23 protein-coding genes are annotated in these 22,255 nt (G+C 34.6%); 7 read left to right on the forward strand and 16 right to left on the reverse strand.

Features of this window, described 5'->3' with window-relative positions; all coding sequences use genetic code 11:
* Nucleotides 1–85 precede the first annotated feature (85 nt).
* Nucleotides 86–2,149, forward strand: coding sequence for a M13 family metallopeptidase (locus LBU54_RS02315; protein WP_224525152.1), 2,064 nt, complete (start codon nucleotides 86–88; stop codon nucleotides 2,147–2,149).
* A 64-nt stretch (nucleotides 2,150–2,213) separates the two neighbouring features.
* On the opposite strand, the gene LBU54_RS02320 is transcribed toward LBU54_RS02315, so the two are convergent.
* The 3 genes from LBU54_RS02320 to LBU54_RS02330 all read right to left on the reverse strand — a co-directional run bounded on the left by LBU54_RS02320 (nucleotide 2,214) and on the right by LBU54_RS02330 (nucleotide 5,392).
* Entirely contained in the window at nucleotides 2,214–2,921 is a 708-nt protein-coding gene (locus LBU54_RS02320) for a hypothetical protein (protein WP_224525154.1), read from the reverse strand.
* 314 nt (nucleotides 2,922–3,235) lie between these two features.
* Nucleotides 3,236–4,363 carry an aspartate--ammonia ligase gene (gene asnA / locus LBU54_RS02325; RefSeq protein WP_224525156.1) on the reverse strand — a complete coding sequence of 376 codons (1,128 nt, stop codon included), beginning with the start codon at nucleotides 4,361–4,363 and terminating at the stop codon, nucleotides 3,236–3,238.
* 222 nt (nucleotides 4,364–4,585) lie between these two features.
* Entirely contained in the window at nucleotides 4,586–5,392 is an 807-nt protein-coding gene (locus LBU54_RS02330) for an NAD(P)H-binding protein (protein WP_224525158.1), read from the reverse strand.
* A 115-nt stretch (nucleotides 5,393–5,507) separates the two neighbouring features.
* On the opposite strand from LBU54_RS02330, the gene LBU54_RS02335 reads away from it, so the two are divergent.
* Nucleotides 5,508–5,993 (forward strand): CBS domain-containing protein, encoded by a 486-nt coding sequence (locus tag LBU54_RS02335; protein WP_224525161.1) that lies wholly within the window; start codon nucleotides 5,508–5,510, stop codon nucleotides 5,991–5,993.
* On the opposite strand, the gene LBU54_RS02340 is transcribed toward LBU54_RS02335, so the two are convergent.
* A complete protein-coding gene (locus LBU54_RS02340; RefSeq protein WP_224525162.1) occupies nucleotides 5,990–6,340 on the reverse strand; it encodes a hypothetical protein in 351 nt (116 codons plus the stop codon). The two genes, LBU54_RS02335 and LBU54_RS02340, sit on opposite strands and share 4 nt — an antisense overlap.
* Before the next feature lie 178 nt (nucleotides 6,341–6,518).
* On the opposite strand from LBU54_RS02340, the gene LBU54_RS02345 reads away from it, so the two are divergent.
* On the forward strand, nucleotides 6,519–6,851 hold the full coding sequence (locus LBU54_RS02345) for a single-stranded DNA-binding protein (protein WP_224525164.1): 333 nt from the start codon (nucleotides 6,519–6,521) through the stop codon (nucleotides 6,849–6,851).
* 76 nt (nucleotides 6,852–6,927) lie between these two features.
* On the opposite strand, the gene LBU54_RS02350 is transcribed toward LBU54_RS02345, so the two are convergent.
* The 6 genes from LBU54_RS02350 to metG form a co-directional block, all read right to left on the reverse strand.
* Nucleotides 6,928–8,274, reverse strand: coding sequence for a T9SS type A sorting domain-containing protein (locus tag LBU54_RS02350; RefSeq protein WP_224525166.1), 1,347 nt, complete (start codon nucleotides 8,272–8,274; stop codon nucleotides 6,928–6,930).
* A 162-nt stretch (nucleotides 8,275–8,436) separates the two neighbouring features.
* On the reverse strand, nucleotides 8,437–8,613 hold the full coding sequence (locus LBU54_RS02355; RefSeq protein WP_224525168.1) for a hypothetical protein: 177 nt from the start codon (nucleotides 8,611–8,613) through the stop codon (nucleotides 8,437–8,439).
* A 66-nt stretch (nucleotides 8,614–8,679) separates the two neighbouring features.
* On the reverse strand, nucleotides 8,680–9,204 hold the full coding sequence (locus LBU54_RS02360; RefSeq protein ID WP_224525171.1) for a ferritin: 525 nt from the start codon (nucleotides 9,202–9,204) through the stop codon (nucleotides 8,680–8,682).
* Between the two features lie 89 nt (nucleotides 9,205–9,293).
* A complete protein-coding gene (locus tag LBU54_RS02365; RefSeq protein WP_224525174.1) occupies nucleotides 9,294–10,196 on the reverse strand; it encodes a histone deacetylase family protein in 903 nt (300 codons plus the stop codon).
* A 14-nt stretch (nucleotides 10,197–10,210) separates the two neighbouring features.
* Entirely contained in the window at nucleotides 10,211–12,598 is a 2,388-nt protein-coding gene (locus LBU54_RS02370) for a hypothetical protein (RefSeq protein WP_224525177.1), read from the reverse strand.
* A gap of 108 nt (nucleotides 12,599–12,706) precedes the next feature.
* Nucleotides 12,707–14,773, reverse strand: coding sequence for a methionine--tRNA ligase (metG, locus tag LBU54_RS02375; RefSeq protein ID WP_224525201.1), 2,067 nt, complete (start codon nucleotides 14,771–14,773; stop codon nucleotides 12,707–12,709).
* Nucleotides 14,774–14,856: 83 nt separating this feature from the next.
* Between metG and LBU54_RS02380 the strand changes: the two genes are divergently transcribed.
* Together LBU54_RS02380 and LBU54_RS02385 are read left to right on the forward strand one after the other, a co-directional pair.
* The gene (locus LBU54_RS02380; RefSeq protein ID WP_224525203.1) at nucleotides 14,857–15,882 is read left to right on the forward strand and encodes a S66 peptidase family protein; all 1,026 of its coding nucleotides are present in this window, start codon (nucleotides 14,857–14,859) and stop codon (nucleotides 15,880–15,882) included.
* Nucleotides 15,883–15,908: 26 nt separating this feature from the next.
* Nucleotides 15,909–16,268 carry a YraN family protein gene (locus LBU54_RS02385; RefSeq protein ID WP_224525205.1) on the forward strand — a complete coding sequence of 120 codons (360 nt, stop codon included), beginning with the start codon at nucleotides 15,909–15,911 and terminating at the stop codon, nucleotides 16,266–16,268.
* Between the two features lie 415 nt (nucleotides 16,269–16,683).
* On the opposite strand, the gene nadD is transcribed toward LBU54_RS02385, so the two are convergent.
* Genes nadD through LBU54_RS02400 form a run of 3 tightly spaced genes read right to left on the reverse strand, consistent with a single transcriptional unit; the run spans nucleotide 16,684 to nucleotide 18,723 of the window.
* Nucleotides 16,684–17,262 carry a nicotinate (nicotinamide) nucleotide adenylyltransferase gene (nadD, locus tag LBU54_RS02390; RefSeq protein ID WP_224525216.1) on the reverse strand — a complete coding sequence of 193 codons (579 nt, stop codon included), beginning with the start codon at nucleotides 17,260–17,262 and terminating at the stop codon, nucleotides 16,684–16,686.
* 2 nt (nucleotides 17,263–17,264) lie between these two features.
* Nucleotides 17,265–17,852 carry a guanylate kinase gene (gene gmk / locus LBU54_RS02395; RefSeq protein ID WP_394370850.1) on the reverse strand — a complete coding sequence of 196 codons (588 nt, stop codon included), beginning with the start codon at nucleotides 17,850–17,852 and terminating at the stop codon, nucleotides 17,265–17,267.
* 10 nt (nucleotides 17,853–17,862) lie between these two features.
* Nucleotides 17,863–18,723, reverse strand: a complete 861-nt coding sequence (locus LBU54_RS02400) for a YicC/YloC family endoribonuclease (protein ID WP_224525886.1) — start codon at nucleotides 18,721–18,723, stop codon at nucleotides 17,863–17,865.
* A gap of 132 nt (nucleotides 18,724–18,855) precedes the next feature.
* On the opposite strand from LBU54_RS02400, the gene LBU54_RS02405 reads away from it, so the two are divergent.
* The gene (locus LBU54_RS02405; RefSeq protein ID WP_224525223.1) at nucleotides 18,856–19,338 is read left to right on the forward strand and encodes an acyl-CoA thioesterase; all 483 of its coding nucleotides are present in this window, start codon (nucleotides 18,856–18,858) and stop codon (nucleotides 19,336–19,338) included.
* A gap of 2 nt (nucleotides 19,339–19,340) precedes the next feature.
* Here LBU54_RS02405 and LBU54_RS02410 read toward each other — a convergent pair whose 3' ends face one another.
* Genes LBU54_RS02410 through LBU54_RS02420 form a run of 3 tightly spaced genes read right to left on the reverse strand, consistent with a single transcriptional unit; the run spans nucleotide 19,341 to nucleotide 21,714 of the window.
* Entirely contained in the window at nucleotides 19,341–20,474 is a 1,134-nt protein-coding gene (locus LBU54_RS02410) for a hypothetical protein (protein WP_224525225.1), read from the reverse strand.
* Entirely contained in the window at nucleotides 20,475–21,368 is an 894-nt protein-coding gene (locus tag LBU54_RS02415; RefSeq protein ID WP_224525229.1) for a DMT family transporter, read from the reverse strand.
* Nucleotides 21,358–21,714 carry an arsenate reductase family protein gene (locus LBU54_RS02420; RefSeq protein WP_224525888.1) on the reverse strand — a complete coding sequence of 119 codons (357 nt, stop codon included), beginning with the start codon at nucleotides 21,712–21,714 and terminating at the stop codon, nucleotides 21,358–21,360. Before LBU54_RS02420 ends, LBU54_RS02415 begins: the two co-directional genes overlap by 11 nt.
* An 83-nt stretch (nucleotides 21,715–21,797) precedes the next feature.
* Between LBU54_RS02420 and LBU54_RS02425 the strand changes: the two genes are divergently transcribed.
* Complete coding sequence (locus LBU54_RS02425) at nucleotides 21,798–22,253, forward strand: DinB family protein (RefSeq protein WP_224525233.1); 456 nt, start codon at nucleotides 21,798–21,800, stop codon at nucleotides 22,251–22,253.
* Nucleotides 22,254–22,255 lie beyond the last annotated feature (2 nt).

The following is a 22,255-nucleotide window of genomic DNA, read 5'->3' on the forward strand; positions in this document are numbered from 1 at the left end:
TAAAATAAGATAATGATGTAACATAAAGGACCAATAGAAGTCTTATCTAATAACTAATTTGATTCGAATTAATTAAAATAACATTATGAATATCAATCTTAGTCGCGTATTAGCGATATCGGTATTGGCATTTTTTACAGTTCTAGCTTGTAAAGAAGATGCCAAGAAGGACACTGCCATGGCAGAAAAAATCCCAGGAATTGTATTAGAAAACATGGACACTTCAGTGAGTCCAAAAGATGATTTCTACAATTACGTTAATGGAACATGGATGAAAACTAACACAATCCCAGATGACGAATCTCGTTGGGGCGGATTTGGTGTATTGCGTAAATCAACTAGAGCAGATGTGCTTGAAATCATTAACACATCAAAAGAGTTAGGAACCTATAAAGAAGGTTCAGATCAGAAAAAAGCCCTCTTAATATACGAGTCAGAGTTAGACACGATTGCAAGGGCAGAAGCTGGTGTTAAGCCATTAAAACCTTATTTAGATGCAATAAACAACGTTAAGTCTATTAAAGATTTACAAGTACTTGCAGCAACTAATCTAGGTGTCTCAATACCATTTGCAGGCTTAGGAGCAGGTCCAGATTTAAACAATAGCACTATGAATACGTGCTGGGTGGCACCTGGCGGTCTTGGATTACAGCGCGATTATTACCTTGAACAAGATGATAAGAATAAGGAAATAAGAGAGCAATATAAAGCGCATATAACTAGAATGTTGCAATATATTGACTACTCAGAGGAGGAAGCAAGGAAAGCATCTGAACTAATACTAAAATTGGAAACGCAATTGGCAGAACCGAGATTAGACAAAGTTGCTAGTAGAGACGTTAGAAATATGAATAACCCGAGAACTGTAGCAGAACTTCAAGCTATGGCGCCAAGCATCGATTGGACTAAAATGATTGATGATATGGGTATTGAAAAACAAATAGATACGATAATGGTAATGCAACCTAAATACATGGTTGCTATGAACGATTTCTTAAACAACACATCCATAGAGGATATCAAAACCTTATTAACTTGGAGAACGCTAGACGACGCAGCTCAATACTTAAGTCCAGAAATCGAAAAAGCGAATTGGGAATTTTATGGTAAAACATTAAATGGATCTAAAGCGATGAGACCTGCTGAAGAACGTGCTCTTGGTACAATAGATGGTAGCGTAGGAGAAGCAGTTGGTCAATTGTATGTTCAGGCAAAATTTCCTCCGGAAGCAAAAGAAAAGGCAGAAAAAATGATAGCTAATGTCATTAAAGCATTTCAAAATAGAATTGAGAAGTTGGATTGGATGACAGAAAACACTAAGAAGAAAGCCATAGAGAAACTCGACAAGTTTACTGTAAAAATTGCCTATCCAGATGAGTGGAGAGACTACTCTGAAATGAAAGTAAGGGAAGGCAATACTTATGCTGAGAACATGATGGCTGTTGTAGAGTGGCAACAAAAAGAAAACCTAAGTGAAATAAACGAACCAATTGACAAAAAGCGATGGGGAATGCCACCTCAAATGGTCAATGCTTATTTTAATCCTATAAATAATGAAATCGTATTTCCTGCTGCTATTTTGCAACCACCGTTTTATAATTATACTGCAGATGAAGCTGTAAATTATGGTGGTATAGGTGCTGTTATAGGTCATGAAATTTCACATGCATTTGATGATTCTGGAGCACGCTTTGATGCTGATGGAAATGTAAATAACTGGTGGACTCCAGAAGATTTGGCAGAGTTTGAAAAACGAGGAAAAGCGCTTGCGGATCAGTATTCTGCAATCGAGGTTTTAGACAGTGTTTTTGTTAACGGGCCATTTACTTTGGGTGAAAATATTGGTGATTTAGGTGGTGTACTTGGGGCTTATGATGGATTACAATTGTATTTTGAAGAAAATGGAAGACCGGAAAACATTGATGGTTTTACGCCTGAGCAACGTTTCTTTATGTCTTGGGCTACGGTTTGGAGAACTTTGACGCGAGATGATGCTTTACGTAACCAGATTATGACAGATCCACATTCACCTGGTCATGTAAGAGCTGTACAGCCTTTAAAAAATATCGATGCGTTCTACGAAGCCTTTGATATTAAAGAAGGCGATGGTATGTATCTGTCGCCAGAACAACGCGTAAGAATTTGGTAACATTAAGCCAAAATAAAAAAAGCGACCTGTTTAAGGTCGCTTTTTTTATTAATTGAAGTTTATCTTAGTTCTTATTAGCCTCTGTTGCCAGTTGTGCTTTTTGGTTTTCCAAAGCTTGTCTGCTTACTTTTGCCAAATTAAAATTAGGATCGATATCCAATGCATCATTCATTAGCTTTAATGCCATATTGAGATTGGCTTTTTTATCTACAGTAAATTCTAGTAATCCTTTAAGGCACAAAAAAGCAGCCTTTAAAGATGTTTCGTAAGGTTGCTGTGATTCATAGAACGCTCTTTTCTGATCGTCAGTAACATTTGCAAGGCCGTATTCAATATTTGTTCTTGCACCGGCTAAATCATTCGTTTGAATTTTCATATCAGCTAAATCGTAGGCCAAATAAGCATTTGGGCTTCGCTTAAACAATACTTCGTAATGTTCAAGAGCCATTTTTGGTTGATTAAGATTTTTGAGTGCTAGAGCTTTTACCTCAACATTTAAGTCGGAATCGGTTTCATTTTTTTCGACACCAACCGTATTTAGTGCTTGTATATATTTACCTTCCGAGAGGTATAGATAGGCTAATGTGTCTTGTCTTTCTACCGATGGTTCAATGACATTTAGGTGTGTTAAGGCGCTTATGATTCCTTGTACGTCACCTTGTTTTTTCATCTGTTGGTAGTAAGCCTCATAGTGTGATTTTAGTCCGTCATTACCTTGTGCAAAAATGCCAACCGAGAAAAGTAACATTAGTGCAATTGCTGTCTGTTTCATTCTTAATTAATTTTAGGCGCTAAAACTATAAAAATTAATGATAATTGAACTTAAAAATCTATTAATTTCTGTAGTGCGTGTTCAAACTTATACGTCAAAAGCTATACCAATTTTAAACTCTTAACAAATTTTGCTTGGTTTAAGTTTGCAATTACACAACAACGGTAAGCGTAATGATTTACGCTTACCGTTATATGTTTATAATCTTTCCTCTTAAGACCTAAGAGAATTAAAGCATTCGTTCACCTTGAAAACGGATTATTTGAATAGCTTATGATTCATCCTTTGGTACTTAAAAATTTGAAATTATACTACTATTCCAAAATATGGATATTTTTCTCCTTACAAATCTTCTTGAGTTCGTCTGGCCATACAGAAACAGTAACTTCACCTAAGTGTGCCGTTCTCAATAAATACATATATGTTCTCGCCTGACCAATGCCACCACCTATACTAAGCGGAATTTCGTCATTTAAAATTGCCTGATGATAGGGTAGTTCGAGAAAATCTAGCTGATCTGTTAATTCAAGTTGAGCCTTGAGTGAATCCTTTGTAACGCGAATTCCCATTGATGTTAACTCATGTCTTCGTTTCGTAACTGGATTCCAAACTAAAATATCGCCATTCAATCCATAAAATTGTTCACCATCTTTTACAATTGTTGGTGTAATCCAATCATCGTAATCTGCGGCACGCATTTCATGTGGATAGCCATCCTTTAGAACCGAACCAATTCCTATTATAAATACCGCTGGATAATCCTGCAATATTCTTGTTTCCCTTTCTTTTCTAGGTAAATCAGGATACATGTTCAGAATTTCTTCGGCATGCAAAAACTTTAATTTTTCTGGAAAATCAGGATATTTAGGGTCATTAAGTTCAGGGAACTCTTTTTTCACCATAACACCTGCTCCATGAATCACACTCCAAATCTTTTGAACGGTTTCCTTTAAATACTCTAAGTTTCTATCATTTTCAGTGATTCTTTTTTCCCAGTCCCACTGATCAACATAGGATGAATGATCATGATCAAGAAAATAGTCTTTTCTTACTGCACGCATGTCTGTATTGATTCCTTGTCCTACCTCACATTCAAATTGCGCAAGCGCCATTCGTTTCCACTTTGTAGCGGCCTGAACAATCTGAGCTTCGATTCGTTTTTTTAAACCTAATCCTGCCGGAAAATCTACTGGAGTTCTAGATCCATCGCGATCCAGATAATCATTAACGCCACTATCCTTGCTAACTATTAATGGTACTTGAACCATTTGAATATTTAAAGCTTCGGCTAAACCTTTTTCTATATAATCTTTAATCATGTAGAGTGCTTTCATTCTCCTCAAAGGAGACTGTAAAGCAGAATAGTTGTCCGGAAGTATTTCTTTTACTTTTTTGTAAGTACTAATTCCAGGTCCTGCTAAATCTGTTGTTTTATCGTACATATCTTAAAATTTTTAGAATATTGGAGACATAAAAGTCTACAATTGTTTAATTCTAAATATCAAGATTTTAAGGCAAATAATCTATGATAAAAGTCAGTCTATGAGAGGGTTATTAGATTTGAAAAGTTTCAATAAAACAGAATCTAGAATAAGATATTATTTATTTTTTTAACTGAAATAAGACGAATAATATGCTATTTTAACTATAAAACCTATGAGCTTTTAAACAGCGTGTTTAAACTTGTAGCTCAAAAGTTGCATCAGTTTTGAGCTATCAATAATTTTTCCCTTATTAGTCCCTGTTGTTTCAAAGGTAGGCAAGGGTAAAGCCTTGCTCTTGCAATAAGAAGTATAATAACTCTGTCGTGTTGGGTGTGAAGGATATGTGGCATTGAGTTTTACATTAAAAAGCGATTTGTCAATGACTCGTGAAATAATTGCAATACAATCTTCCTTGTGAATTAGATTTATTGGTGCTTTTGGATTTGCAATATTTATTCTTCCCGACAAGAAATTACCAGGATGGCGATTGTCGTCAATTAATCCACCAAATCGGATAATGGTTGTTAAAAATGAATAATTGTTGGAAAGTAATTCTTCAATTTCAATAAGTTGTCTAGCTCCTTCATAATTATTTGGAACGGAAACTTCATTTATAAGAGGAATGTTTTCTTCATCCTTAAAAACAGAGGTAGAGCTAATATAAATAACATGTTTAATAGCGTTTTTCTCAATTGCCCTGGCAAGAAGATCAATTTCTGTAACATGATTTTTATTAGGCGATTTTCTCAGGCCAGGAGGAATATTTATTATAACCAGATCGCTCCCTTCAAGAAATCCGTCTATATCACCAACAATTTCCATTTCATTCAATTCAACCAAAAATGGACTTACAGCTTTTTTTCTAATTTGTTCTAACTTGTCAGACGACGTAGTAGAACCTTTAATAGAATATCCATTATCAACAAGTAATGTAGCCAAAGGTAAACCCAACCAACCACAACCAATAATACTTATCTGCTTTATCAAGAAATCATGACTTTGTTAATCTCAAAATTACGAGATTAAAGGTTGGTTGCCTATTCAATTTTGCTAAATGATTAATTTTAACTAACTTTCATAGAAACACTAAAAATTTAACGTTATGGGCATTAAAAGTTTTCAAGGTTCACGTAAGCAACAGAATGCTGCGGCGCCAATTGCATTAAAAGTAAGAGATTATATGACCACAAGTCTAATAACGTTTAAACCAGAGCAATCTGTACAAGAGGTTGTTGAGGCGTTAATTAAAAATAAAATTTCAGGCGGTCCAGTGGTAAATGATAGGCAAGAGCTTGTTGGTATTATTTCAGAAGGTGATTGTTTAAAACAACTAAGTGAGAGCCGTTATTATAACATGCCACTAGAGCATGACAATGTTGAAAAACGAATGGCGCGAGATGTAGAAACCATTGATGGCAACATGGACGTTTTTGATGCAGCAAATAAGTTTTTAAAATCAAAGCGAAGACGTTTTCCAATTGTTGAGAACGGAAAACTTGTGGGTCAAATTAGCCAAAAAGATATTTTAAAGGCTGCACTTCAACTAAAAGGTCAAAACTGGAATAGTACTGTAAAGAGCTCTTCTTAATCGTTACGCTTTACTAAAGCATAATAATCATTTTCTAACGGAAGGTAACCTTGGTCGTATACAAAATAGTACACCGTACCTGCTTTGGTTTTGTAGATACTTGTTATATAATTAAAATCAAATCCTTTTTCAATTAACCTCGCTCTTGAGGTTTTTGATTTGCCGTTGGGATTCAAAGTTTCTAAAATTCTATAGTTCTTGCGAAGCCTGTTGTTGGTGTTTCTAATTAGATTTTTGGAGTCTTTATTAATGCGATTATTATAGGCATTACGGCATCCATCACTACAAAATTTCTTATCAATCCTTCCCACAATCTTACCACCACACTCTGGACATTGTTTTTGCATAACCCTTTTAATTTCAGCTAATATAGGAAAATATTATTCGTTTACAAATGACTACAAATATTTACAAACGATTTTAAATACGTAATAACCGAATAAAATTTGGAAGGGGTTACATCTTTGCAATGTCGAAACATAAGAACTCGATAGTATTAACTGTTTAACATTAAAAATTAGAATTATGAACACATTACGAAACAAAGTACAGTTGATTGGGAATTTAGGAAACGATCCAGAAATCATCAATCTAGAATCAGGTAAAACATTAGCAAAGTTTGCAGTAGCAACAAACGAAAGCTATAAGAATGCACAAGGCGAAAAGGTCACAGATACACAGTGGCACAATATCGTGGCTTGGGGTAAGACCGCTCAAATAGTTGAAAAATATGTAACCAAGGGAAAAGAAGTGGCTATTGAAGGAAAGTTAACTACAAGATCTTGGGAAGATAAAGATGGCATTAAACGCTACACTACAGAAGTTGTATGCAATGAATTACTAATGTTAGGAAAATGATTAGAACTTATTCTTAAAGATAAAGAGCAACCCAATTTTGGGTTGCTCTTTTTTTATTTTATAAAACTGTGAAAGTTTAATTCTTTACTACTTTTTTAGTAATACTGCTTCCTGTCCTTGAATTGGTGATTTTTATAAAATAAAGGGCATCATCCAAATCGTTTAGGTTGGAAAGTGTAAGTTTACCATTTGAAACATCAATTGTCTGAGACGTTATTAATCTACCGTTAATATCCATTAAGTTTAATTCAAAGGAATCACTATAGCTATTGTTTAAAGTCACTGTGATTTCATCTATAAACGGATTTGGACTTAGGGTTACGTTAGCAACGCTGAACTCGTCAACAGATAAAGCACCAGCACAAATTGACCAGCCCATATCTTGGAAAAAACCGAGGGTAATAAAGCCAGGATTGTGATTTGCCACTCCCGATGAAATACTAGATCGCATTAATGAGTTAACATCACCAATTGGAAATGTCGCATTATCCCAATGGCTAAAGCTAGAACCGGGATTCCATGAGGAAGGTGCAAATATTTTAGGTAGGGTACCTCCCTGTCCAAGCTGCTGAATAGCAGTTGGAGCGTTACAAAACAAATCATTGCCTGTTAATTCCGATCCCAATGTTGCAGAAGGATCAGCAAAACTTAATATATCAGTTCCTGAACCATTTTCAATATATGCTGTATAAATCGCGGGAATGTTATTATTTGGTTCACGGACGGTTCCTATATCGTCAGGGAAACTTGGTGTTACATTTGCCCAACCTCCAGAAAATCCGAGGCCATGTCCTAATTCATGCAAAACCACTGAAACAAAATCAAACTGGTTTGCTGGCGGATTAGCGTCGGTACCAAAGTACCAATTAGTGGGTACGAAGTCACCATTACCATCAAAATAACCGCTACTAAAGTCGGCATTTATATCATTTGATCCACCAAATGGACTCCTATCTGCACCTTCAATTTTTTCCCAAAGGGCAGCTGGATAAAATATATTTGGTTGAGTTCCTGGCGCACCTGAAGTAACAGTTAAAAATGTTGCTGGGCCAGCAGCTCCCAAAACACCTTGTCCAAGAGGTGTAAAAGTAGCACTTATATTAATAGGGACAGAAGACTCTATAGAATGTGCCCAAATATCAACCGCATATTGAAACGCTGCCTGTGCTTCAGGTGTAAATCCATTATAATTAACAACAAAGTTGGCGCATGGTGTGCCGTTAGCATCCATACGTGCAGCCGTTTCAGGTGCTCTTGGAATAGATATTAATCCTACAAACTCACCTGGAGGAAGCTCACAAGCAGGTCTTGAAGGTGTATGTGTTAATGGTTCGGGATTTCCTATTTGAGCTCCCAAAAGGGCAGTGGAGGAAATCACTAAGCAAGCTAAAAAATGCTTGATCGTCAAAGTAATTTTCGTCATAATAATGATTTTTTCCCAAGATAATGCAATTTTTTTTTTGTTATCTAACCTCTTTAAAAATAATTAACACCTCAAGGATAAAATGAAGATTATTAATGTTGAAATACGAATACTAAGAAACGAAAAATGCAATCATCGATAGATTGCATTTATAAATTTGTACTATGCTACTTTTTTTAACAGATCAAAACATGGACATTTTTTACACCGCTTGTGCTCTGCTTTCTTATATTTTTTGCAACATTTGGATTTGACCTTTCCTAAGCCATCCAAGCCACATGATTTAAGAACTTCAATCCGTTCTTTTTTAAGTTTTTTGCCTTTTTTCTTTTTACCCATGTGTTAACGTATACATCAACACAACAAAAATAATTATTTTAATTTATTCTAAATAAACTTTAACATTTAAGCTTGACCACTCAAATCTTGGGCAGCAGAGTTAACAGTGAGCTGTTGTATATCTCTATCAAATAAGTATAAACCACCTTTATCATCACCAATCATGTTAATCTTATCAAGGATAGTTCTAGCAGTGGCCTCCTCTTCAATTTGTTCAGCAACATACCATTGTAAAAAATTATGTGTGGCATAGTCTTTTTCTTGCAAAGAAATATGTACCAGTTCATTGATACTTGTTGAAACAAAAATCTCATGCTCCAACAATTTTTCAAACATTTCCTGGAAGGAGTTAAAGGTTACATTAGGCGCATTAAGCTCCGATACTTGAGCGTGGCCACCACGCTCATTGACAAACTTAACCAGTTTTAGCATGTGTTCCCGTTCCTCGTCAGATTGGTCGTACATAAAATTAGAGATTCCTTCTAATCCTTTTACCTCAGCCCAAACAGCCATGGCTAGGTATACCTGTGAAGATTCTGCTTCTATACGTATTTGTTTGTTTAGAGCCTCTTCTATAGTTTTTGATAACATATAATTTTTATTTTACGTAAATATAATTACTTAATCTATCAAAATGAAGCAGGGTAAGATGTATTCTTTAATTTTAAATACTATGCACTTTAAAAGAAAATCTCCTGGGCTAACCTAAATGTATTGGCATGCGCATTAACAATCGTTTTAATATCTGGCGAATAGCCTCCACCCATTGAACACATAACGGGTATGTTATTTGTTTTACATTGCTCTAAAACAAATCGGTCTCTCGCTTTGCAACCTTCTATTGTAAGTCCAAGTTTTCCCAATTTATCCGAGCTAATAACATCTACGCCACATAAATAGTAGATGAAATCTGGATTTTCTTGCGCGATGAGTTCGGGTAGTATTTTTTTAAGAATTGAAAGATAGGATTTATCATTGGTATCATTTTCTAAGGCAATATCGAGATCACTTTTTTCTTTTTTAAACGGATAGTTACTTTTTCCATGCATAGAAAATGTAAAAACAGAGGCATCATCCTGAAAAATCGCAGCTGTCCCATTACCTTGATGTACATCAAGATCTACGATTAATACTTTATTAGCCTTTCCTTTTGTTTGAAGATATCTAGCACCAATGGCTTGGTCGTTAAGCATACAAAACGCTTCACCTCTATCTGTGTAGGCATGATGCGTACCACCTGCAATGTTCATGGCAATACCGTTTTCTAGTGCATACAAACTTGCTTTTATAGTACCATCTGCAATTATTACTTCGCGTTCTACAAGAACTTCACTTAAAGGGAACCCTATTTTTCTTGCCGCTCGTTGATCTAAGGTAATATTTAAGAGGTCGTAATAATACTCTGGCTCATGAACCGCAAGAATGTACTTGTCGTTAGGTTTTTGGGGTTCAAAAAAGTTATCTCTGCCACATGTGCCCTCATGGAGCAATTGTTGTGGCAGTAAATCATACTTTTCCATTGGGAAACGATGGCCTTTGGGTAATGGGTGTTTATAAATAGGGTGATATGCTATTTTTAGCATTTCTTTTTTAAGGATTAATTTAAAGAAATAGTCTTTTCCTCAACTATAAACGAACCATCATTTGCTAGGCCTTCAATAAAAAGTGTAATTAGCACCTGGGGTTCCTTTATTTTAAAACTGATATTTCCTTCACTGTTTACCGATAATTCTGGCTTCCAGTCAATTGTCCCGTAGCCTTTAAAGAAAGCGTCATTGTAATATTGGTATTTAGGCACATAGAATTTTTTATTAGAAGCGAATGTTAGTGGTATCTCAAATTTCTGAGAGGTTTTTTTGTCATTATTACTAAACATACTTTTGTAAGAGGCATATATTCTTAATACACCATTGCCACCTCTAGCGCCTTCTCCAATTCCACGTCGATTGATTTCCACATAATCTACTTCTGCTAATGGAAATTTGTATAGAAATTCGGTACTAGTTAATGGAAAATCATTAAAATATACTAATGGACCACCTCCACCGCTCACACTTCCACCGGAACCTTGAATTGAAAAAGCGAGGCCAGTATCTGGCGCCCAAAACACATTTACCCTATTTGCCTCTAACCAGTCCTCTAAGTACAAGAAAGTTAACTTGTCTGATTCAGTAACAACCTTGACTTGGCCATGTCTGTGTTCGCTTAATTTTTGAGTCCTAATTCTTATCTCGTCCAGTTTGGACGTTACTACAACTTCATCTAACTGTTGCACTTCGTCCAGAATTTGGGTTTTTGGTGCAACAACTTTAAGGCGCTCGGCAATTTTGTAAGAGGACTTTGGTTCTAGCGGTTTAAGTTTAAGGTTTAAGTACGGCACTTTGCTCGGAACAGACTGTAGATAAAGTTGTGCTGGGACCATTTTGTCGTCCTTTTTTAATCTAGAAATCAAAAGTTTATTTGTTTCATCTGGGAAAATGTTTTCAAAAATAAAACTGGTATTTCCATCTGTGAGTTTTTTATATCTAGGCTCATTATTGTTGAAATGGTGTAGTATAAAAGTATCCTCTCTATGATCTGGGTTGTTAACATTGGCCTTTACGGAAATACCCTGTTCAAAGGCGTAAGGTAGCTTCTCTGGCAAAAAAAGGTTGTTCCAGTCAAAACTGCTCCAGCCTTGGGTTAGCAGTAAGTTGTCCAGATCATAACGTTTCTTTTCATCTACATTCTCAAAATAGTATTTGCCGTACTCAACAGCACCTTTTAGGTAGGGTTGCAAGAAAGTCTGCGATAGGATATTGTGGTGTCTGTTGTACGCTTTTGTCTCGTTTGGTAATGCAGAAATACTTATGTTGTTAAATTGATTTGGATCAACACCTTTAAAGTTTAGTTTTACGGCTATAGAATCACCTTGTCTCGTGGCAGCGATATCTGTAGAACGTATTGTGTCTATACCATTATAATTAAAGAAAAGGCGCTCTGCTATCGGTTGATCGTACTCGTTAAATAATGTAATTATGTTAGTTCCTGTTGGGATGTTAGCATACTCAATACTTTTTGTAACTGTTGTGTTGTCGGTAAAATAAATATCCATGATCTCGTAACCATCACCGTTATGCAACATTAACGTGTACCGCTTGTTCTTAACAAGATTTAGAGTCTCTTTATTAGTAATAATTGAAGCAAATAACTTTGTTTTTAGACGCTTGACCGAAATAACAACACCATTTTTTTTAACGACGTGACCCAGCGGAAAACTGAAATCTTCGTTGGCATACTTAATATTTACTTTGTAAGTATTAGCGATATCTGCCATTAACGGAAATTTACTTATACCAAGCTCATTGGTCTTAAAGGTTGAGATAACCTCATCATTAGCATCTACAACTTCACCAGAAATATTGGCGAGTCCAAAGCCTTGACTATCCTTAATGACAACACCAACATTATTTACTATACCGTGAAGTAAATGGCCACTTTCTGGTAAAAATTGTGCATCAATATCATTTTCTACTAAGGGATTTTCGATATAAGTATCTACCTCAGGATCAATTATTCTTATGGCTTCAGTGTAGTAATTAGGCTCATTGAAGTTTCGCATATAATTGGTGTAGGCTTTTACATTGTAAATACCCGAAGAAAATAACGAGTCTACTTTAATAATATTTGACGCCACACCGTTAGTTACTTTTACTAGTTTTTGCTTTATTTCATTGTTATTTTTATCTGAAATACTCACATAAAGATTTGTGGTTAGCATTGAAGGCGTTTTTTCCTTCTTGTCTAATACATAGGCTGTGAAACCAATATTTTCGCCTTTGACGTATGTGGATTTGTTTAAATGAAGATAAACCACCTCGCGTGGTGCATCAATGTATTCCTCGTAGGATTCAAAAATGTCAGTATTGTTTTGCGCATTATTGTATAAACTGAATGAAAGAAAGAAAATTAAAAGTGTGAATGAGGAGAGGGCTGACTTAGACATAGCTTACGAATTTTCTTATAAAGATACCAAAAAGCGTTCCATAAAAACAGAATTTTAACGCCATTTTAGGCAATAATTCGCATGGTGAAAGGTACTATTTGTAAGCGTTTAGCTGATTTTTAATCCATCAGAAATAGAATCACTATCAGGATTTACAAACACAAGATTTCCGCTTTCATCCTCAGTCATTAAAATCATGCCTTGGCTTTCTACGCCTCTTAATTTTCTAGGCGCAAGATTTACCAGCACAGTAACACGTTTTCCGACTACGTCTTCTGGACTAAAGCTTTCTGCTATTCCAGAAACAATAGTACGTGTGTCAATACCAGTATCAACTTTTAATACCAATAGTTTTTTGGTTTTTGGCATTTTTTCTGCTTCAAGGATGGTGCCTACACGAAGATCTAGTTTGGTAAAGTCATCGAAAGTTATTTCCTCTTTCTGAGGTTCAACAGATTTGTTGGCCAATTCATTGGTTTTTTTGCTTGCTTCTAACTTGTCCAACTGAAGTTGAATGGTTTCATCTTCAATTTTGGAAAATAGAAGTTCAGGTTTTCCCGTTTGAATGCTGTGTTCTGCTGGCAGTAATACCTCTTGAGTTGAAATATCGTTCCATTGGGATACTTTTTCAAGTTCATGTTGGCGGAGAATCTTATTTAGTTTTTTAGAAGTGAATGGCAAAAACGGTTCACACAAAACCGCCAAAGCAGATGCAATCTGAAGGGCTACAAACATAACCGTTTTTGTGCGAGCTTCGTCTGTTTTTATCGTTTTCCAAGGTTCCTCGTCTGCTAGATATTTATTTCCTAGTCTTGCCAGATTCATTAGTTCTTGACTGCCTTCTCTGAATCTAAAGCGTTCAATAGCGCTAGATATAACAGAAGGATAAGCTTTTAAGGTTGTTAGTGTTTCTTCATCAATACTATTGAAATCTGAAGGGGAAGGTACTATACCATCATAGTACTTATTGGTAAGTACTACAACCCGATTTATAAAATTGCCAAATATGGCAACAAGTTCGTTATTGTTTCTCGCTTGAAAATCTTTCCAGGTAAAGTCGTTGTCCTTGGTTTCTGGTGCATTTGCTGTTAAGGCGTAGCGCAACACATCTTGTTGATTTGGAAATTCTTTTAAATAATCAGGAAGCCACACGGCCCAATTCTTAGAAGTAGATAATTTGTTGCCTTCCAAGTTTAAAAACTCGTTTGCCGGAACGTTTTTAGGAAGTATATAAGACCCTTCTGCCTTAAGCATAGCAGGGAAAATGATACAGTGAAAAACAATATTGTCTTTACCAATAAAATGGTATAGCTCCGTGTTTTCATCTTTCCAGTAGTCTTCCCAATTTTTTCCTTCACGAGCGGCCCATTCTTTTGTTGAAGAGATATAACCGATAGGAGCGTCAAACCAAACATAAAGTACTTTACCCTCAGCGCCTTCTAGAGGCACTGGTATTCCCCAATCCAAATCTCTCGTAACGGCTCTTGGTCTTAGTCCGTCATCAATCCAAGATTTAACTTGGCCATAGACATTGGGTTTCCAATCTTTTTTATGGCCTTTTAAAATCCATTCTTTTAAAAAATCTTCGTGTTTATTTAAGGGTAGAAACCAATGTTTTGTTTCCTTAAGTGTAGGTATATTACCTGTAATAGCTGACTTCGGATTTATTAAGTCCGTAGCGTTAAGACTAGTGCCGCAATTTTCGCATTGATCACCATAAGCTTCTTCGTAACCGCATTTAGGACATGTGCCAATGACAAAACGGTCTGCCAAAAATTGGTTCGCTTGGGCATCATATAATTGCTCGGAGACCTCTTCTACAAATTCATTTTTATTATATAGTGTTTTAAAGAATTCTGAAGCTGTTTCGTGATGAATTTTTGCTGATGTTCGGGAATAATTATCAAAAGAGATCCCAAAATCCTCAAAGGATTGTTTTATTATCGCATGGTATTTATCTACTATGTCTTGTGGAGAAACTCCTTCTCTTTTAGCTTTTATAGTAATAGGCACACCATGTTCGTCGCTGCCACAAATAAATGCTACATCATTATCTGTTAACCTTAGGTATCTTGAGTAGATATCGGCTGGAACGTAGACACCTGCAAGATGTCCAATATGTATTGGGCCATTTGTATAAGGTAGGGCTGCTGTTATGGTATATCTCTTGGACATATTTAATTCTTTAGCAAGCCACAAAAGTACATAATATATAAGGCATTTAGAAAAAAAATGTACATTTACAAAAAGCGAGTTTTATGAGTTTGAGACACCTTTTTTTTAGCTTAATAATTGGTGTAATTTTTTTTCTTTCAGATAGCATTTATGCACAAGGTGACACCGAAAATTTTACTGCAATGACCTCAAAATTAACTAGGCCACCATATCTTAAGCCAGGTGACACTGTTGCCATTGTTGCACCATCAGGAATTTTGAAAAGCCGTGAAGGAGAAATACAAAAGGCCATATCATTATTAAAAAGCTGGGGTTTAAATGCCAAAATCGGCCAACATGTTTTTAATAAAGCCGATCATTTTGCCGGAACAGATGATGAGCGTTGTGAAGATTTCCAAAATGCTATGGATGATACTACTGTAAGTGCTATTTGGTGCGCAAGAGGTGGCTATGGAACAGTAAGAATTCTTGATCAATTAGATTATACAAAATTTAGAAAACACCCAAAATGGGTCATAGGTTACAGCGATATTACAGCACTCCATAACCAACTTCATAACGAAGGATTTGAATCATTACATGCCTTGATGTGTGTTAGTTTAGCAGAAGATAAAAATGATATACAGGAGACTGTAGGAAGCTTTAAATCGGCCATTTTCGGGAATCCAGAAAACTACGTTTTAAAAGGTTCTAGCTATAATAAAACAGGTATGGCAAATGGTATGTTGGTTGGAGGCAACCTTACCATGTTGCATACGATGTTAGGCTCTGAAACAAGCATAAATACTAATGGTAAAATTTTGTTTATTGAAGAGATAGGCGAATATAAATATCATATAGACAGGATGCTTCAAAGTCTTAAGCGTGCCGGTTACTTTGATAATCTTATGGGATTAATTGTTGGGGATATGTCTAAACTTAGAAAAAATACAACGCTTTGGGGTACATCAATAGAACAGCTTATTCTTGATGCGTTATCAGAATACAATTTTCCAATAGCCTTTAATATGCCAGCAGGACACGAGAAAGACAATAGAGCTTTGATTATGGGTAGAATTATTGATTTAAAGGTAGAAGAAACTAAAAGTTCCATTATTTTTAAATTATAGCCCTTTACTTTTTTTATTGTTATTACATGGCTCAACACAATGAACTTGGCAAAAAAGGAGAACAGCTTGCTGTAGATTTTTTGGTTGATAAAAATTACCAAATTATTGAGCGCAATTACCGTTTTGATAAGGCAGAGGTAGATATAATAGCGAAAAAGAAAAATATTCTGGCAATTGTTGAAGTAAAGACAAGAAGTAGTTCTGATTTTGGAAATCCACAAGATTTTGTAAAACCAAAACAAATAAAAAACTTAGTAAAAGCTGTTAATGAATATCTTATTGAAAACAACTTAGATACCGAAGTACGTTTTGATATTATAGCAATTGTAGAGGAAAAAGCGTCGTTTAAAGTAGAGCATCTTAAAGATGCTTTTTATCACTTCTAGAGATATAAATTGGTCACAGTAAATAACAAGCTATAGAATAGGACATTGATTACTTTTTGTTTTAATTCTAATGTTTTGAATCTTTTATATTCAGACTTTAAAATGTCAAATGATAATATGGAACTTATGAATACAATACTTAACGCCACGAACCAATAGAGCGATTTTGGGTAAGGCAGGGCTGCATTGGTAATTAGAAATAAAATGACCAATACGCTAGATATAATTAATCGTTTCTCACTTTTAGAATTCAATTTGTTACGCAAAGAGATGCTTCTTACTTTGTTTAAAATAAATAATGAAAAAAGTGAAAGAATAATTATTGTGTATGTCATGATTTATATTCTGATTTTGACTAATAAAAATAGTCATTAGAGCGGCAAAAATAAAATATTAAAGAATTTTTAACGGCACTTTATTTATAAAAATTCATTTCGTCTATATATTTCCACACTTTGTCTGGTAGCATGGGTTTAATACTTCTACCCGCTTTGATTTCTTTTCTAATAAACGTAGAAGAAAGCTCCATTATTGGGGCAGAAATGTTAAATATTTTTGGATGGTTTTCAAATTGCGTTTCTAATTTTCCTTCTGTAAGTCTTGGGTAAACATAAATTGAATGATTTTCAAGAATCTGTTGATAATTTTTCCACTTGTGAAAGCTTTTCAAATTGTCTTCTCCCATGATTAAACAAAATTTGTGTTCAGGATATTTTTCAAAAAGATACGTGAGTGTATCTATAGTGTAGTTAGGCTGTTTTAGGCTAAATTCTATATCACAGGGTCTGAGTTTATCATAGTCCTTTGTGGCCAAATAAACCATCTCCAATCTTTGGTGGTCATCTAGCAAACTACTTTTTTTCTTAAAAGGGCTTTGTGGTGTTACAACAAACCAAATTTGATCCAAATCACTATTCTCAACCAAATGGTTGGCTATTGTTAAATGACCAACATGAATAGGGTTAAAGGTACCAAAGTATAAACCAATCTTCATTTTTATTTTTTCAAAAATTCTGAAACTTTGTTATAGGCGTTTTTTAACGCCTCATCTAAATCGGAATTCACAACAACTGTATCAAAAAGGGGTGCTGTAGCAAGTTCTGCTGGTGCTTTTGCTACACGCATATTAATCTTGTCTTCGCTCTCCTCTCCGCGCTCTTTTAACCTTTTAACCAATTCATTCAGATCTGGCGGTTTAACAAATACAGCCAAGGTTTGCTCGGGAAATTTTCGCTTAATTCTAAGTCCGCCAGAGACATCGATATCAAAAATTACGTGCTTGCCTTTTGCCCAAATGCGCTCAACTTCTTTTTTAAGTGTGCCATAAAAGTTATCTCTATAAACTTCTTCCCATTCTAAAAACTCATCACTCTTAATTTTACTTTTAAACTCTTTTAAGCTTAAAAAATAATAATCTTTACCATGCACCTCATTGCCTCGTTTTTCTCTAGAGGTTGCAGAAATAGAAAATTCTAAATTAAGTTCGGGCTGCTTCAATAAATATTTGACAATAGTAGTTTTACCAGAACCGGAAGGTGCGGAGAAAACGATTAATTTGCCTTTTTCAGTGTTGTCTGTCACAATTATTTACTTTTTATAATACATTCAATAATTGCTCCTTTATTTTCTCAAGCTCGTCTTTCATTTGTACAACAAGTTTTTGCATTGGAGCATAATTAGATTTTGAACCGATTGTATTAATTTCCCTTCCTATCTCTTGCGTTATAAAACCTAACTTTTTGCCATTAGAGTCATCGGAGTTTAAAGCTTTCAAGAAATAATCTAAATGATTGTCCAGCCTTACTTTTTCTTCCGTAATATCAAACTTCTCTATATAATAAATCAATTCCTGTTCAAACCTGTTCTCATCAACTTTTTCTTTTATTTCTGCAATTCCTTTTTCCAGTCGGGATCTCACACCTTCAATACGCTCAGGATCCATAGCAATTACATTGTGTAAGAGTTCTTTTAGGGTTGTAATTCTGTTTTTAAAATCCTGTTTAAGAACAGCACCTTCATCATTTCTGTATGCTACAATTTTGGATAAGGTATTGTCTATGCCGTTTTCAATCTCAGCCCATTCCTCTTCGTCAATGTCATCGCGGTCCGTAATAACAGCATCAGGTAGACGAATTGCCATTTGTAAATAGTCCACGTCATTCCCTGTAGCATCAACATCCCTAAGTTGTTTGATGTATTCTTTAACAACAGCTGCATTTATTTTAGAACTTGTGTCGTCTCCTGTAATTTCTACATACAACGAAAAATCTACCTTCCCACGCACCAGATGGTTTGCTATCATTTTTCTGATATCCAATTCTTTCGCACGATATGCTGAAGGCATACGAGCATTAACATCTAAGTTTTTACTGTTTAAGGATTTAAGCTCGATGGATATTTTTTTTGTTGGGAGTTGTACTATTGTTTTCCCGTAACCTGTCATGGATTGTATCATTACAAACTGTAAAATTAAGTTGCCCAAAGGTACAAAATTGAATGGTTTTGCTTTCTTATGATTAAACATATTGTCTACTGTAATTGCGCTAATACTTTTATACTTTTGCAGTCACAAAAAATAAGACAGTACATGTATAAAAAGCAATTTGAAATAAGATGGAGCGATGTTGATGCCAATGGGCATCTGGCTAACTCAGCGTACACCAATTTTATGAGTCATGCGCGTATGTCATTTTTTAATGAGCATGGATTCTCTATGCCAGAAATAAAAAAATATAACGTTGGCCCAGTAGTCTTCTATGAGCATATGTATTATTTTAAAGAATCCTTTATTGGCGCACCCATTACGGTTACAATTGAGGTTTCAGGTCTCAGTGAAGATGGGATGCTATTTAAGTTTGAGCATAATTTTTATAACCAAAAAGGTGATAACCTCGCATATTGCGAAATGCAAGGCGCATGGATAGATTTGAAGGAACGTAGATTAACTGCATTGCCACAAGAGTTGCTTCAGCTAGCAATTAAGTTTCCAAAATCAGATAACTTTAAGCTGTTAACAAAGGCAGATACTCGTAAACATGGCATAAGGCCTAAGCCTTTAAACCTAGATTAAGGTTATTTAAATGGCTGATGCTGTTTAAAGGATTTTATTTGAACGTTTTTGATAAAAGGTTTTAGAATCTTATTGGGTATATACCTTTTATGCTTACAATAACAAGTTAAGTTTTTTGGTATAGCACCGAGAGTACTTTTAATTTCTGAAGCTGTTCTACCAAGGTTTATCTGCTTGGATTTTGTAGAAATACCCAACCTAACATAATCGTTTAATATTCTTGGATAGATAGCATATTCTTTGTTTTTTGAATAATCTATGCCAATAAAGTGCGCATCTAAATGAGATTGATTTGTCATTGCAGAAAGAAAGCCTACAAGTTTGCCATTTAAAAAGTATCCTTTTACAATAAAAAGATCTTTAAAGGATTCTTTAAGATATATGTAGGTGTCTAGATTAAGAATTTGTGCATTAAAATCTGCATTATCAATAGTGTTTTGATAAAGTTCTTGCAGTTCTGTTTTATACTTAATTATATCTTCTGTATTAAATAGTTTAGATGTGAGGGCTTTGCTTTTTGAGTCTGCTCTATTGGCTTTAACCCTGTATTTAGATTTTAGCGCTTCTTTGAAAGTTTCAAAAGAATCCCATTCTGGTTTTAGATTGATTATCATATTTGATTCTACTTCCATTGAAGCATAATCAAATGACTCAAGATGTTCTGTAATATAGAGCGATTCGTCTTCAAAATCCTTTATAAATATTGTCTGAAGCCGTTTTGTAGATTTACTTAGTTTGGACACTCCTCCAGCTATAGCTTTAAACGTTTCAATTTTGTTTTCACCAACTTTTAAAAAAGTACCATATTCACCACTTAGAAACACATTGCCACAAAAAAGAACGCGTATATGGCTATTACAAAAAAAACGGTTTATCAAATTCCTCAGTTTCGAGGACATTCTTATGTTTTTTGTAATGGTTTCAATACCTATTGTTACAATTTGAGTGTTGGCAAAAGCTACAACATGGTCATTCTTTAAAATGAAAATATAGTTAAAGGCAATAGCTTTATTTGCCTTTTCAAAAGCATATAAAAACTCTGGGGTATAATAAATATTTCCTGTACAATCTAAATCGTCCCAGAAATCATTTGGGATATCTTTTATGGATTGAAATATTTTAGAAACAAATGACAATTAAACTGTGTTTTTCGGTTTTTTAGTTACCAGATAGACACCTGAAAAAATTAATAGCATTGCGGACAATTTAAGTAAATCGAAAAAATCGGCGCCAATGTAAAGCGCAAAGAGTCCTGCAATTACAGGTTGAAGATAAATAAATGTACCAACAGTTGAAGCCTTGAGCTTATTTAGGGCCAAAGGATTTAAAAGGTATGTGCCGAATGTAGCTCCAATTATAACAAATAATACCGAAAAGGTAACAGAAGGTGTAAACGATTGCCATTCCACCTCGCTAAGTTCTTTATACCCAAAGGGTATAATGAGGATTAGGCCAAATAGAAATAACCATTTAATAAATGAAAAAGGATGGTATTTTGCAGTGAGTCTTTTGATAAGAACCACATAAATACTGTAGGAAATAGCATTTATAAAGATAAGTAAATTACCCAATGGGACGTTATCACCAGTTCTAGCAGATTTACCATATATGGTGAGAATTAATGCACCAGTTAATCCCAAACCAATACCAATAATTTTTAATTTGGTAATACTTTCATTTAAAATATAAGCTGATAGAAGTAAAATTATGATAGGAACAATGGTCATAATTGCCGAAGCATGAATAGGAGAGGTAAACTCTAAGCCTTTAAAGAAAAATAACATGTTTATTACAACACCAAACAAAGCCGCAACAAAAAGTTTTATAAAATCTCTTTTCTCAATCTTTTCTTGCGGAATAATAAGACTAATTAGCCAAAATAACAGTGTTGCTCCTGCAACTCTAAGCAATACAAAACCAAAAGGTTTTATATAATTGCCATTCATTACTAATTTGGCGATAGTATAATTAAGGCCATATAATAGTTGCACCATGAATAATGCAAAAAGGGCAAAGCCTCTACTGCTCATTTAAAGCATTTTTAGTAGCTTCTACTACTTTTTTGGAATTTCCTATAAAAATTGCATTGCCAATAATTGTAACAGGTCGTTTTAAAAATGTGTAATGCTCTAAAATATACGTTTTGAAATCATCTTCAGATAGATTTTTATCCTTTAAATCAAGTTCTTTATAAAGACGAGCTCTTTTACTGAAAAGACTTTCATAACTATCTGTTAATTGACGCATTTCTTCTAATTGCACTTTTGTTATAGGGTCGGTTTTTATGTCCTGAAGCACAAAATCATTGGGCAGATTTAATTCGTTAATAATTCTGGCACAGGTATTACACGTACTAAGGTGATACATTTTTTTCATTCTCATGAAGTCTATAATTTTGTGAACACAAAGTAACCTTATTTAAAACTAAAATTAATTACATTTAAGAAAATTATAATTCTATGGATTGGGCTTTTGATATTACTATGAAGAATAGAAAACTATTTAATAGTTTTATTGAAAACTTATCCTTACAAGAGTTAAATAAAATACCCCAGGGTTTTAACAATAACATAATATGGAATATCGCTCACGTTATTGTAACACAGCAATTATTAGTTTATTATCTATCCGGATTGCCAACCTTGGTATCACAGGACATGATAGATTCTTATAGAAAAGAAACAAAACCAAATCATAATTTGAGCCAGGCAGAAATAGATGCAATTAAAAACTTGTTATTTTCAACCATCGATAAAACAAAAGAAGATTATGACGCGAAGATTTTTCAATCGTATAACCAGTATACTGTAACCACCAAGAACACAATAAGGAATGTAGAGGAAGCAATTGAGTTTAATAATTTCCATGAAGGCATTCACTTAGGTTACATTTTAGCATTACGAAAATCAATTTAGTT

Origin of the sequence: Winogradskyella alexanderae (genome assembly GCF_020166335.1) — a bacterium.
GTDB lineage: Bacteria > Bacteroidota > Bacteroidia > Flavobacteriales > Flavobacteriaceae > Winogradskyella > Winogradskyella alexanderae.